Source organism: Vibrio echinoideorum, assembly GCF_024347455.1.
Taxonomy (GTDB): Bacteria; Pseudomonadota; Gammaproteobacteria; order Enterobacterales; family Vibrionaceae; genus Vibrio; species Vibrio echinoideorum.
Genome location: NZ_AP025484.1, coordinates 166150 through 179917, shown reverse-complemented (window position 1 = coordinate 179917; position 13768 = coordinate 166150). Strand labels below are relative to the sequence as shown.

Genomic DNA, 13768 nt, shown 5'->3' with positions numbered 1-13768 from the left:
GCAACCTTGCTAAAAATATGGACTAATTATATTTTGTCCCTAAGCTCAGCCATTTACTTATTGCTTGGTCACACTATCATTGCAGGCTCACGCAAATTGTTTTTTATAAGATTATGGTCACGCTACCAAGCCTGTAGGTTTATGAATTGTAATAGTAAATCAGAAGCTCGACTTAAAGTTGTTATGTACGATAACCATTATTGTATCGGTTAGACCGGTACGGCCTATAAAACATCAAACTCATAACCAAACGATATTAATCCACCCCCAAACAATCGCACCTTAAGTCAATCCGGAGCATATTACACAGCCAACACCGCTGATTATCACCCAACGCTGACTCGCCTATCCTTAGACACTATGTCAAAATACTCGCCCTCATGATGACAACACATAAAGAACCACGGATATGAATTTTCAAGCTGCTATTTTTGATATGGATGGACTGCTGCTCGATACCGAGCGACTTTGTATGCAGGTTTTTGAAGAAGCATGTCACGCGCAAGGTGTTCCGTTTTTGCAAGATGTCTACTTAGGCATCATTGGCTGTAACGCAAAAACCATCGAACAGATCTTTAGAAATGGCTACGGTGAAGGGTTAGATTACCCAGCGCTGAACAACGAATGGCGAACTCGCTACAGTGCAATTGTTAAGCACCAAGCGATCCCAGTAAAAGATGGCGTCATCGAACTTCTTGAGTGGCTCAAATCGAACGATATTCCAATCGCGGTGGCAACCTCGACTCAGCTTGATATCGCGAAGAAGAAGCTTGAACTGGCTGGCCTAGATTCTTATTTCACCTCGTTAAGCACTGGCTGTGAAGTGACTTATGGTAAGCCTCACCCAGAGATCTACCTGCTAGCGGCTGAACGCCTAGGTGTTGCCCCTGAAACCTGCCTAGCGTTTGAAGATTCGAACAATGGTATTCGCGCATCAATGGCAGCGAATATGATTAGCTTCCAGATCCCAGATTTGGTTGAGCCTTGCGAAGAAGTCAAAGCACTTGGGCACACGATCAGCCCTTCTCTGCATCATGTGTTAACGCAGCTTCAACAAGCTGCCGCTTAGGCTGTCACTTCTGTTGATAATGCTTTTATCTGTCTCGTCCTAAAATACGTAGACAAGCCTCTCTATTAAGCCGACTCACAGAGTCGGTTTTTTTGTGGGTACTCCTTTTATAAAAGATAAAAACTCGCGCTTGAAACTGTTACAGTCGATATAAAACGACACTGATCGATAAGCAACATTGATAACGTCTAAAAATGGAGAAAGGGACGCGTGATAGAAAAATTTGAAAGCCAACTACTTGATTTTGCAAAACAAGAAATGATACAAGATGCGGCGCACGACATCAGCCACATCAAGCGCGTAGTCAAAACCGCGAAAGCTTTGTGTGCTCAAGAACAGGCTAAGCTTGAAGTCGTTCTACCCGCCGCTTACCTTCACGATTGCTTCACCTTTCCTAAGAATCACTCAGACAGAGCCAAAAGCTCACAGATGGCAGCAGACAAGGCCATCTCTTTCCTCAAATCTATCGAGTATCCTGCGCCCTACCTTGATGAAATCCATCATGCCATTGTCACGCACAGCTACAGCGCTAACATCACACCTGAAACCTTGGAAGCGCAAATAGTCCAAGATGCGGATCGCCTCGATTCTCTCGGTGCAATTGGCATTGCACGCTGTCTATACGTGGGTCAAAGCTTTAACGCTGAACTCTATAACCACGAAGACCCATTCGCTGAACATCGCGACTTGGATGACAAGCATTACAGCGTCGACCATTTCTACGTGAAGCTGTTCAAGCTCGCTGAAACCATGAATACAGAATCTGCCAAATTAGAAGCGAACAAGCGCACCGACTACATGCGTGGCTTTCTTGAACAATTGGGCGCCGAAGTTTAACGGCTTAAAAAAAGAGACACGCGATAAGGAAGAGAGAAGGATATGGAAATAAACCGCTTTAAAGCATCCGACGCCGACGAGATCGTCACTTGGTTTACATCCCTAGAAGACTACGTTCTGTGGGGCGGACGAACATTTGGTTGGCCATTAGAAGCCGCTTCAATCGTCGAACGTTCTCAAGAGCCACAGGTTGAGCTGTATATCTTCTCTGCATCTAAGTCATACTCTGAACTGAACACCGATTCAAACGCCAACTCAAACGCCAGCGACTTACTTGGCTTTATGGAATTTCAACGCATGTCAGACAACGAACTTCGTTTCTGCCGAGTCGCGATTCACCCAAACCAACGAGGCAAAGGGCTTGGGCAATCCATGATAGAAAGTGCATTAGAAGCTGCGAAAAAAATACCAGATGTCACCACCATCTCCTTGGCCGTATTTAAGCAAAACCACGGCGCAAAACGCTGCTACGACAAAGCGGGCTTTCAGGTGGTAGACAAAGAGCCGAGCGTAAAAGAGTTCAATGGTAAAACATGGCCCTTGTATCAGATGGAATTAAAGCTCAGCTAGTTTGTTTTAATTGTCAGACTGGTTTTAGTTAACAGACTTGTTTTAATTGCCAAATTTGACCCCATATCATTAAGCATTAGCTACACACTCAAGATACACAGATGTAATTTGGAACCTCCAATGACCCAAGAAAAATTCGACACCATTTATCAACGTGCGGCTCACCGTAAAGGCGGAGCTGCCGAGCTCGAAAAGATTGTTCGCGCGCCCCTTTCCCAAGCCGAGTTATCACAGATCACCGACGATCGTTGGTTGGCCGCCTTTACTGAAAAAGTATTCCAATGTGGTATTTCGTGGAGTGTGGTGAGAAAGAAGTGGCCGCAATTTGAAGAAGTGTTCTTTGAATTCAATATCGAAAAAATGCTAATGCTGCCGAATGAAATGTGGGAACAGAAAGCACAAGACCCGCGCATTATTCGCCACCTCACCAAGGTGATGACCATCCCTGCCAACGCCACCATGATCCACAATGCCAAGCGTGAAGCCGATTCATTCTCACAAATGGTTGCCGACTGGCCATCAGAGCGCATCACAGAGCTTTGGGATTACCTGAAAAAACACGGCAAGCGATTAGGTGGTAATACTGGTGCCTACACTCTGCGCCAAATGGGTAAAGACACCTTCATCTTGTCATCAGATGTTGAAGCACACCTACGCAGTACCGATGTGGTGGATAGCGGCCGTAACACCAAGCGAGCACAACTGGCAGCGGGTAAAGCCTTCAACGAATGGCAGCAACAGTCAGGTCGTAGCCTAAGCGAAATCAGCCAGATCGTTGCCTACAACTGCGGTGATAATCGAGTTTAGTTGGATTAAAAATGGCTTGAAGCTAAAGATTGCACACAGTTCCCTGCAAACAAAATGTTATAAGTCATTAACAAATAAGCGTGCATCGCACTTTCATCCGGTGGCATTGTATAGATAAATGTATACAATATAGAGTAATACTCATGAATTATTCTCGACCAACCCAACTCGACTAAACAAGGGTCCTTATCTCTATGACAGTTCTCAAAAACTCTGTCTCCAAAGGTGTAAAAACGAAAGTAACAGGCCAGACTCAAGACGATGTTGTTTACTGCCATATCTTCGACGCGATACTAGAACAGAGGCTGCCACCAGCCACCAAATTAAGCGAAGAAGCCTTAGCAGAAATCTTTAGCGTTAGCCGCACCATTATCCGTCGTGCCTTACTGCGTCTCTCTTTAGAACAAGTTGTGGTGATCCGTCCAAACCGAGGTGCCATGATCGCAGCCCCAACGGTTGATGAAGCCAAGCAGATATTTAAAGCACGTGAAGTAATGGAAATTGCTATCACTGAGCTAGCGGTGAAAAACGCAACCAAAGCGCAAATAGAAGAATGCAGAAAATTAGTCGCGAAAGAGAACTGTGCTTTCGACCAAGGTGATTACGGCTCTGGCCTACGTTTGTCTGGCGAGTTTCACATCAAGCTGGCTGAAATGGCTGAGAACGCACCACTGCTGGCTTTCCAACGCAGCTTGGTATCGCAAACTTCACTGCTGATCGCTCAATACGAAACGGGCAACCACTCGAACTGTTCTCTAGACGAACACTCAGGCTTACTGGATGCGATAGAGTCAGGCAACGAACAACAAGCCGTAGAGTTGATGCAAGAACATCTAAGCCATATTCGTTCGAAGCTCAACCTAGACAGCAGCACCGCATCGAGCGACCTGCATGTTGTGTTCTCAGATCTGCTTAAGAGCAAGTCATAGAAGATTCAACATGTGATTAATAACCATCATTCAACAACGTTTTGTTAACAGCTTTTTGTTAACAGCTTTTGTTAACAAAATTGGAGAGAAGTAAGCCTTAGTGTTTACTTCTCTTTTTTGTGCCCTCTCCCCTAAAAATAAAGACGACGATCGGCTCACATCCATCTAAAACACTGCCTATTCTAGCCTCAACAACGCTCTTAGCCTCTACAGAATCACTTCCAACAGTGCCATAAACCTTGTCTTTATCTTGTATACATACTTATCAATTCATTCACGCCATAAAACTGTTCACCTTTAATTCAAACCCTTATAAAACAAGCAACTAAAGTTAAAATAAAATTGTACACAATCTCCACAAAAGATTATTTGTTGCATTTTTGTAAATAAATAGTTGACCACAGGGTCAGGATGGATAATTATTGACCTAGAAGTCAAAAAGAATACACATGGAAATATGTCGATTTACAAGGAGGTCTCTTGATTACTTTTTTGCTCAATCAGGAAATAAGACGTGAAGATAATCTGTCGCCGAATATGACAGTGCTCAACTACCTTCGTACCAAGGTTAATAAAACCGGTACAAAAGAAGGTTGTGGGTCGGGTGACTGTGGTGCATGTACGGTAGTTCTGGGTGAAGTGGTTGATGGACAACTGCAATACCGCTCGGTGAACTCTTGCCTGACGTTCGTTTCAGCGCTGCATGGCAAGCAACTGATCACAGTAGAAGATCTACAAAACCGAGATCGTTCTTTGCACCCCGTGCAGAAAGCGGTGGTGGATTTTCACGGTTCACAGTGTGGTTACTGCACGCCGGGCTTCATCATGTCGATGTTTGCCCTAGGCAAGAACAAACCCGATGCGAGCAAAGAAGACGTCATGGAATCACTGGCGGGTAACCTATGTCGCTGTACTGGCTACCGACCAATCGTTGATGCTGCGATGTCACTTTCAACAGACCAACCTTTGATCGACCAATTTGCTGAACTTGAACGCAACACCATCAAGAAGCTAGAAGGCATTCAAGACACCGAAGTCAACTTACGCCTTGGTCACCTCACCGCTTTTTCCCCGAAAAGCACTGATGAGCTGGCCAAGCTTTTTCAAGCACATCCGAACGCTAAGCTGGTTGCTGGCGGTACGGATTTAGCGCTAGAAGTGACGCAGTTTCATCGCGAGATTGAAACGCTGATCAGCGTAAATCTTGTTGAAGACATGAAGGTATGCGAAGAAACCGACACCGATTTAATTATTGGTGCCAACCTGCCTATCAGTGACTCTTACGCACTACTGAAAAAGCACTACCCAGATTTTGGTGAACTGTTGCATCGCTTTGCTTCACTGCAAGTACGCAACCAAGGCACCATTGGCGGTAATGTGGCGAATGCCTCACCTATCGGTGATACCCCTCCTCTGCTGATTGCTTTGGACGCGAAAATCAAACTTCGCTGCGGAGACGAGTCACGCACGATGCCGATTGAAGATTACTTCATCAGCTATAAAGTGACGGCGCAAAAAGAGAGTGAATTCATCGAACAGATCATCATTCCTAAGCCAACCAACGACAGCTTCCGAGCTTACAAAGTGTCGAAACGTTTAGACGACGACATCTCTGCGGTGTGTGGCGCGTTTGATATTCAAATTGAAGATGGCAAGGTTTCTTACGCTCGTATCGCTTTCGGCGGTATGGCAGCAACGCCTAAGCGTGCAACTCGTTGTGAAAATACGTTATTAGGCAAACCGTGGACAGACGCTAATATTAAGTTAGCGATGCAGGAACTGTATAACGACTTTGAGCCGCTCTCTGATTTCCGTGCAAGCCAAGAATACCGTTCATTGTCGGCGGCCAACATGCTGCGTCGCTACTTCATTGAACGACAGAACAAAAACAACCAAATCGAAACAAGGGTAACGTCTTATGTCTAAATCAAATTCCTCTGGTCACAAGAGCAATGCGATGACCCACGAAGAGATGGTTACCATTGCAAAACAAGACCTTAAAACTGGCGTAGGTAAAAGCGTTAAACACGACAGTGCAGCCAAGCAAGTCACGGGCGAAGCGGTATACATTGACGACCGCCTAGAGTTCCCAAATCAGCTGCACGTATACGCACGCCTGAGCACGCAAGCACACGCCAACATCACCAAGATAGATTTATCGCCGTGTTACGAATTCGAAGGCGTGGCGATTGCCATTCAAGCGAAAGACGTACCGGGTGAACTGGATATCGGCGCGATTCTTCCGGGTGACCCACTGCTTGCCGACGGCAAAGTCGAATATTACGGCCAACCTGTGATTGCCGTGGCAGCTAACGATTTAGAAACCGCACGCAAAGCCGCACACGCTGCAATCATTGAATATGAAGAACTCCCTGCGATTCTTGATGTAAAAGAAGCGCTAGAGAAAGAGCACTTCGTCACAGAAAGCCACACTCAACAACGTGGTGATTCAAAAGCGGCGCTGGCAAAAGCAAAACACGTGATCTCTGGTGACCTAGAGATCGGTGGACAAGAACACTTCTACCTAGAAACTCAAATAAGTAGCGTAATGCCAACCGAAGACGGCGGCATGATCGTGTACACCTCGACTCAAAACCCGACCGAAGTTCAAAAACTGGTTGCGGAAGTGATTGGCGTACCAATGCACAAAGTCGTGATTGATATGCGTCGTATGGGTGGTGGTTTCGGTGGTAAAGAGACTCAAGCGGCCTCTCCAGCGTGTATGGCTGCGGTTATTGCTCACCTCACCGGTCGACCAACCAAAATGCGTTTGCTGCGCAATGAAGACATGCAGCAAACCGGTAAACGCCACCCGTTCTACAATCAATATACGGTCGGTTTTGACGACAATGGTGTGATTCAAGGTGCCGACATTACCGTTGCAGGTAACTGTGGTTACTCACCAGACTTATCAAGTTCTATCGTCGATCGTGCGATGTTCCACTCAGACAACGCCTACTACCTAGGTGATGCAACTGTGGTTGGTCATCGATGCAAAACCAATACCGCATCGAACACCGCTTACCGTGGCTTTGGTGGCCCGCAAGGCATGATGACCATCGAGCACATCATGGACGAGATTGCGCGTTACCTGAAAAAAGATCCTTTGGAAGTACGTAAGGCGAACTACTACGGCGAAGAAGGCCGTAACGTGACCCATTACTACCAAACCGTTGAAGACAACTTTTTACCTGAGATAACCGAACAGCTTGAACGCAGCAGTGACTATCACGCACGTCGTAAAGAAATCGCTGAGTTCAACAAGCAGAGCCCTATCTTGAAGAAAGGCCTTGCTATCACACCGGTGAAATTCGGCATCTCGTTTACTGCGACTTTCTTGAACCAAGCAGGTGCGCTCATCCATATCTACACCGATGGCAGTATTCATTTGAATCACGGTGGTACGGAAATGGGGCAAGGCTTGAACATCAAAGTGGCACAAATCGTTGCACAGGAGTTCCAAGTCGATGTCGAACGTATCCAGATCACCGCTACAAACACAGACAAAGTTCCGAACACATCACCAACCGCAGCCTCATCGGGCACCGACCTCAACGGTAAGGCCGCGCAAAACGCCGCAATGACCATTAAGCAGCGCCTGATTGACTTCGCTTCTTCGCACTTCAAAGTGTGGCCTGAAGAGGTGGTATTTAAGAACGGCATGGTGCAGATTCGCGACGAGATCATGACCTTCAACTCATTTGTTGAACTGGCTTGGTTTAACCAAATCTCGCTGTCGAGCACTGGCTTCTACCGCACTCCGAAGATCTATTACGATCACGAGAAAGCACGCGGTCGTCCGTTCTACTACTACGCGTATGGTGCCTCTTGTTCAGAAGTCATCATCGATACCCTAACCGGCGAAAACAAGATTCTGCGTGTCGATATTTTGCATGACGTGGGCGCTTCATTGAACCCAGCAATTGATATCGGCCAAGTCGAAGGTGGCTTTGTGCAAGGTGTCGGTTGGTTAACGACGGAAGAGTTGGTTTGGAACCAGCAAGGCCGCTTGATGACCAATGGTCCTGCGAGTTACAAGATCCCGGCGATTGCTGATATGCCAATTGATTTCAGAACGCATCTTTTAGAAAACCGTAACAACCCAGAAGACACCGTCTTCAACTCGAAAGCCGTGGGTGAACCGCCTTTCATGTTGGGTATGTCGGTATGGAGCGCACTGAAAGACGCAATCAGCTATGTCGCCGTCGATGGCGCGATTCCTAAGCTCAACACACCTGCAACGCCAGAACGTATTCTGATGGCGATTCAGGAAGTCACTGAAACGGCTCCGACTTCGGTCGATGCTCAATCAGAAACGGCTTAGGGCTCGGTTTATATAGACCGCTTAGGGCGCAATAAATAGCTTAGAGCACCTATAAATAGCTTAGGAAGCATAGAAGGGATTTAGGAGGACATATGTTTAAGGATAATTGGATTCACGAACTGGCAAAACTGGAAGAGAACTACGAACCGTGTGTGATGGTAACGGTTCTTGAAGACAGAGGTTCCGTTCCACGCGATGCGGGCACCAAAATGCTTGTCACTCGTGACCGAATCATCGCTACGATTGGTGGTGGTCACCTTGAACATGTGGCTACTAAAATGGCGCGTGAAATGCTGATTGCCAGTGAAAAATCGCTCAAAGTGGAACGCTTCAACCTAGGCGCTCGTTTAGGCCAATGTTGTGGCGGAATGGCAACGTTGAGCTTTGAGCCGATTGGCACTCAGCAAAATCATCTTGTGCTGTTCGGCGCTGGCCACGTAGCCAAGGCGCTGCTGCACATTGTCGCAACCCTGCCCTTCCGCGTGACCTGGATTGATGAGCGTGAAGAAGTGTTCCCCGAAACGCTGCCACACGGTGTGAAGAAGCTTGTCTCAGACGATCCGGTTGGCGAAGTGAAACACATGCCACCGAACAGCTATTACCTAGTGATGACGCACAACCACCAGCTCGATTTTGACCTAACTAAGGCCATTATCGACCGTGAAGACAGCCGTTACTTTGGCATGATTGGTTCTCTGACTAAGCGCAAGAAGTTCGACTTCCGCTTAGAGCAACGCGGCTATAGCCAAGAGCAAATCGAAACTATGCTTTGCCCGATTGGCATTAGTGCGGTGAATGGCAAACATCCTGCGGAAATTGCGGTGTCGGTTGCGGGTGAACTGATCGCACACTATCAAGGCCAAGCACTTGAACAAAAGCGCCCAACCAAACAATATCGAAATCAGGATTTGACCGAACAACACAGTCAACCAAGCGACGTAGGCGAACCACCATTGGAAGAGAAGATCGCCTAACAAAAGTCGCAAAGCTTCAGTGGCCATAAAGTCGCTGAAGTCATTAAAAGGAAGTAAACATGACAACGCAACGCAAAGCTTATCGCGCCAGTATTTTACACAGCGTCGCCGACCCAAAAGACGTCGGTATCGATGAGTCTTACGACTATTTTGAAGACGGTGTTTTAGTCATAGAGAACGGCCATGTCGTCGACTTAGGCCATGCCGACGAGGTACTGGCTCGCCAACCTAAAACACTCGAAGTAAAACAATACAAAGACAAGCTGATCACCTCTGGCTTTATTGATACGCACATCCACTACCCTCAAACAGGGATGATCGCGTCTTACGGTGAGCAGCTACTAGATTGGTTAGAGAACTACACCTTTCCAGAAGAAAAACGCTTCAAAAACCCAGTTTATGCACACAAAGTCGCGAAGCTATTCCTAGATGAATTAGCAAGCAACGGCACCACCACGGCACTGGTATTTGGCACGGTACACAAAGAGTCCGTCAACGTGTTCTTTGAAGAAGCAGAGAAACGTAATCTACGAATGATCGCGGGTAAGGTGCTAATGGATCGCAACGCGCCAGACTACCTCACCGACACACCAGAATCTGGTTATGCCGATTCAAAAGAGCTGATCGAAAAGTGGCACAAGCGCGGTCGTTTGCACTATGCCGTAACGCCTCGTTTTGCGCCAACCAGCACACCAGAACAACTTGCTACTGTCGGTAAACTGCTAGAAGAATACCCAGACGTGTACATGCACACTCACCTTTCTGAAAACGAGAAAGAGATCGAGTGGGTGAAATCGCTGTTCCCAGAGCGCGACAGTTACCTAGATGTCTATGACCATTACGGACTACTTCACAAACGTTCGGTATTTGCCCATGGTATTCACTTGTCTGACTGCGAATGTAAGCGCCTAGCGGATACTGAATCTGCCATTGCTTTCTGTCCAACCTCTAACCTTTTCTTAGGCTCGGGTTTGTTCCGATTACCAGAGATGGAAGATCACGGTATTCGTGTCGGCGTGGGTACTGATGTAGGCGCAGGCACCAGCTTCTCAATCCTGCAAACAATGAGTGAAGCGTACAAGATCATGCAGTTACAGCATAAGAAGCTGCACCCAGCTAAGTCGCTGTTCTTGGCAACACTAGGCGGCGCACGTTCGCTGCATTTAGAAGACAAGATTGGTAACTTGGAAGTCGGAAAAGAAGCGGATTTCGTGGTGTTGGATCTACACGCAACTCAGCTGATGCGCTTTAGAATGGAACAAACCACCAAGCTTGAAGAAAAACTTTTTGTATTGATGAGCTTAGGTGACGACAGAACCGTTAGCGAGACTTACATCTACGGCGAAAAAGCTTATGACGTGAATTTCAAAGATTACAAAAAGCTCGTTAGTTAGGCTTAAAACCGAGTAACAATCGCTAGACAGCGACAAGCCGTCGTTAATTAAAAATCCGTCCAGATTTATCTAGCCTTTAAAGACCAGTTGCTGATGCCACTGGTCTTTTTTGTGCTTCATTCAAAGAAATATAAATTAACCGCTCACAGACAACGATCTTCGGTGACGCCAAGTAATTATATTGATAGGTTAATGTTTATACATCTCGACTTTATGCTTCGTTTGGCGTCTCTCTAAAACATTCGTTTCTCAGCTAAATGGAAGCACCCAATCTAGAAAGGAATTCTATGTTCGAACAGGTCGTCAGCATTCTGTTTCCCGTTTTTGCTTTAGCCAGTGCTGGCTTTGCGGTAGGTCGTTGGCTCAAGCCCGATTTCAAACCGATCAATCGTATCAACATGGATGTGTGTATTCCTGCTTTGGTGTTTGCATCACTGACCACCATGCCCCTCGACACCGAGCAACTGCCACTCATCACCGCTTCTTTGGTTTCGGTGTTGGTGCCCGCTTTATTGATGATACCAATCTGTAAGATCTTTAAGCTCAACTTCAAAGCTTGGGCTCCGCCACACATGTTCCGCAACAGTGGCAACCTCGCGATTCCGCTATTTACTTATACCTTTGGTGAGAGCGCATTAGCCCCTGCAGTGCTGCTGTTTGTGGTATCGGCGTGTGTCCATATTAGTATTGGCTTGGCGTTACTGAGTGAAGGTAATCCGATCAAGCAGATCCTCAAGATGCCGATATTCTTAGCCGCAGCATTAGCGATGACGCTCAACCTGTCTGGAATTGCAGTATGGAATCCAATCTACGAAGCAACATCGCTACTCGGCCAAGCAGCCGTGCCTATCATGCTGTTGTCGTTGGGTTCGCAAATGGTGAACTTGAAGCTAAGCGGACTCAAAGTAGGCTTGTTGTGTACGGCTCAATCACTGTTCACAGGGGCCATCGCCTTTGCCATCATCTACTTCTTTATTCCGCTGCCTACGCTGCACTTACAAATGATGGTGCTGTTCACCATGCTGCCACCCGCCGTGATGAACTACCTGTTCGCAGAAAGATTCAATGTCGAGCCGCCCAAGGTCGCATCTATGGTGTTGTTCGGCAACTTCCTAAGCGTGGTTACCTTGCCTATCTTGTTGTCATTCGCGCTGTCTATGTCGTCTTAAACACCCGCGAACCTTCAGGTTTACGACCTTTAAAACTTAGCCAATCAATAAAAAGGGAGCGCAACTTAGCAAAGTTGACGCTCCCTTTTCAGACTATATTTTCTATTTATCTCAAGCTGTGCCTCTCTCCGCAAGCACCTCTTTAAATGCGAACATGCCATTTAACGCAGCTGGGAATCCCGCATACACCGACATCTGCAATATCACTTCTTTGATCTCTTCCTCGCTACATCCAACATTGAGTGCCGCATTCAAATGCACCTTAAGCTGAGGGGCACAATTACCGAGTGCGGTAAGGGCAGCGACGGTCGCGATCTCTCGTGATTTCAAATCCAAACCGGGGCGTGAATAGATGTCACCAAAGGGATACTCGATAGTATATTTGGCAAGATCAGGGCAGATGTCTTGCAGGCTTTCAATAACCTGTTGCCCTGCTTCTCCGTCGATATGATTAAGTCTTTCTAAGCCGATGTCGAAACGTGATTGATTCATAGGTTTGTTCCTTTTTATGATTTACAGGAACACCTTACAAGTTAGAGCCGACTCTAAGTCAACGGACTTTTCCATCTCGATACAAACTAATTTTTTGCTCTAGCGCAGCCAGATGCTTTTGTTGTTCTTCGATATGGGAACGCAAATTCTGTTGATGTTGTTCGAGCAACACTTGGCGCTGCGAAGTCGATTCTGGCCCTAACTCCCTTAGCATTGCGTATTCTAGAATCTCATCCAGTGGCATTGCAGTGTCTTTTAAGCGCTTCACGAACTCAATCCAGGTAACGTCCTTCGATGTATAGACTCGATGACCGCTACTGTTCCGCTGAACATTTTTCAACAAGCCGATTTTTTCATAGTAGCGAAGCGTATGGGCTGACAAACCCACCAACTGAGAAAACTCACTCACATTCATTACTTCACCTTTTCTATCTGGGTATAGGAACTCAAACTATGCGCACTTATCTAATTTGAGCTCTGCGGTCACTTTCGTCAAACGCAACGCAATAGCGAAACAGACTAAGTAAGGACTTACATACCAGAAGAGGCTTTCTAGTGGCTGCTTCACCTGTGCTTCTCTGGTTTTTATGTATTGGTTTTTCTGCTTCTCATACTGACTCAGCATACCGTCCACCCATACTGCATCGCTTTCAACCAGCGATACGCTAGGCGCAGGAACCGTAAAATCCGATGCGTTGGGTAACAAGGTGAAATCGACATCTTTGAACGTGATCGCCGTATTCAAATACCACAAACACGCTTCGTGGTGCTGAGCGTGATTATCTAAAGATGGTTGACCGGTGCAGGTATCACTTCGCAGCTTATCCAAAGAAAACTGCTGAACCGATTCTAAAATCGCCACCGCTCTGGTTTGTTCGGTTTCAACCCAATCACCCGCTACTTTCGCACGAATCTCAGACACTGCACCCAGCATCCCGATACCCGCCAAGAACGGCCATAAATAATCCATAAGCTTCCACTTTCGTCGGCTCAAGTTGAACCCACACCAAATCGGAAGATGAAAAAGGAGCGTTAGCCCAAGCGATAGCAAAACGAAATTCAAGGAGCTAGAGAGCATGAGTTCGCTATCAAAGAAGTTCTTCATAATGAGAGACTTGCCTGTATAACAAAGAGAAATTTGATACTAGGTTCGATATTTGAAAAGAGTGTAAGGGGAAAGTAAAAACAGCACAAAAAGTAGTG

13 protein-coding genes are annotated in these 13768 nt (G+C 46.6%); 10 read left to right on the top strand and 3 right to left on the bottom strand.

The window, feature by feature from the left end; all coding sequences use genetic code 11:
• The first annotated feature begins 409 nt into the window (after nucleotides 1–409).
• From OCV36_RS17090 to OCV36_RS17045, 10 genes are all read left to right on the top strand, one after another.
• Nucleotides 410–1069, top strand: coding sequence for an HAD family hydrolase (locus tag OCV36_RS17090; protein ID WP_135456983.1), 660 nt, complete (start codon nucleotides 410–412; stop codon nucleotides 1067–1069).
• A gap of 210 nt (nucleotides 1070–1279) precedes the next feature.
• On the top strand, nucleotides 1280–1906 hold the full coding sequence (locus OCV36_RS17085; RefSeq protein WP_135456981.1) for an HD domain-containing protein: 627 nt from the start codon (nucleotides 1280–1282) through the stop codon (nucleotides 1904–1906).
• A gap of 42 nt (nucleotides 1907–1948) precedes the next feature.
• Nucleotides 1949–2476, top strand: a complete 528-nt coding sequence (locus tag OCV36_RS17080; protein WP_135456980.1) for a GNAT family N-acetyltransferase — start codon at nucleotides 1949–1951, stop codon at nucleotides 2474–2476.
• Between the two features lie 120 nt (nucleotides 2477–2596).
• Entirely contained in the window at nucleotides 2597–3283 is a 687-nt protein-coding gene (locus OCV36_RS17075; RefSeq protein ID WP_135456978.1) for a DNA-3-methyladenine glycosylase I, read from the top strand.
• Between the two features lie 194 nt (nucleotides 3284–3477).
• Nucleotides 3478–4212 (top strand): GntR family transcriptional regulator, encoded by a 735-nt coding sequence (locus tag OCV36_RS17070; RefSeq protein WP_017075215.1) that lies wholly within the window; start codon nucleotides 3478–3480, stop codon nucleotides 4210–4212.
• A gap of 537 nt (nucleotides 4213–4749) precedes the next feature.
• Nucleotides 4750–6138 (top strand): xanthine dehydrogenase small subunit, encoded by a 1389-nt coding sequence (gene xdhA / locus OCV36_RS17065; RefSeq protein ID WP_245300931.1) that lies wholly within the window; start codon nucleotides 4750–4752, stop codon nucleotides 6136–6138.
• A complete protein-coding gene (gene xdhB, locus OCV36_RS17060) occupies nucleotides 6131–8536 on the top strand; it encodes a xanthine dehydrogenase molybdopterin binding subunit (RefSeq protein ID WP_102548098.1) in 2406 nt (801 codons plus the stop codon). The genes xdhA and xdhB overlap by 8 nt, the downstream gene beginning before the upstream one ends.
• Nucleotides 8537–8628: 92 nt before the next feature.
• Entirely contained in the window at nucleotides 8629–9510 is an 882-nt protein-coding gene (gene xdhC, locus OCV36_RS17055) for a xanthine dehydrogenase accessory protein XdhC (protein WP_135456974.1), read from the top strand.
• A gap of 59 nt (nucleotides 9511–9569) precedes the next feature.
• On the top strand, nucleotides 9570–10904 hold the full coding sequence (gene guaD, locus OCV36_RS17050; protein WP_135456972.1) for a guanine deaminase: 1335 nt from the start codon (nucleotides 9570–9572) through the stop codon (nucleotides 10902–10904).
• Nucleotides 10905–11191: 287 nt separating this feature from the next.
• On the top strand, nucleotides 11192–12073 hold the full coding sequence (locus OCV36_RS17045; protein WP_135456970.1) for an AEC family transporter: 882 nt from the start codon (nucleotides 11192–11194) through the stop codon (nucleotides 12071–12073).
• 111 nt (nucleotides 12074–12184) lie between these two features.
• On the opposite strand, the gene OCV36_RS17040 is transcribed toward OCV36_RS17045, so the two are convergent.
• The 3 genes from OCV36_RS17040 to OCV36_RS17030 are packed head-to-tail and all read right to left on the bottom strand — an operon-like array spanning nucleotide 12185 to nucleotide 13535.
• Complete coding sequence (locus OCV36_RS17040; protein ID WP_017083073.1) at nucleotides 12185–12565, bottom strand: carboxymuconolactone decarboxylase family protein; 381 nt, start codon at nucleotides 12563–12565, stop codon at nucleotides 12185–12187.
• 58 nt (nucleotides 12566–12623) lie between these two features.
• Entirely contained in the window at nucleotides 12624–12980 is a 357-nt protein-coding gene (locus OCV36_RS17035; protein WP_135456969.1) for a MerR family transcriptional regulator, read from the bottom strand.
• Nucleotides 12981–13016: 36 nt separating this feature from the next.
• Entirely contained in the window at nucleotides 13017–13535 is a 519-nt protein-coding gene (locus OCV36_RS17030; protein ID WP_017061602.1) for a hypothetical protein, read from the bottom strand.
• Between the last annotated feature and the right edge of the window lie 233 nt (nucleotides 13536–13768).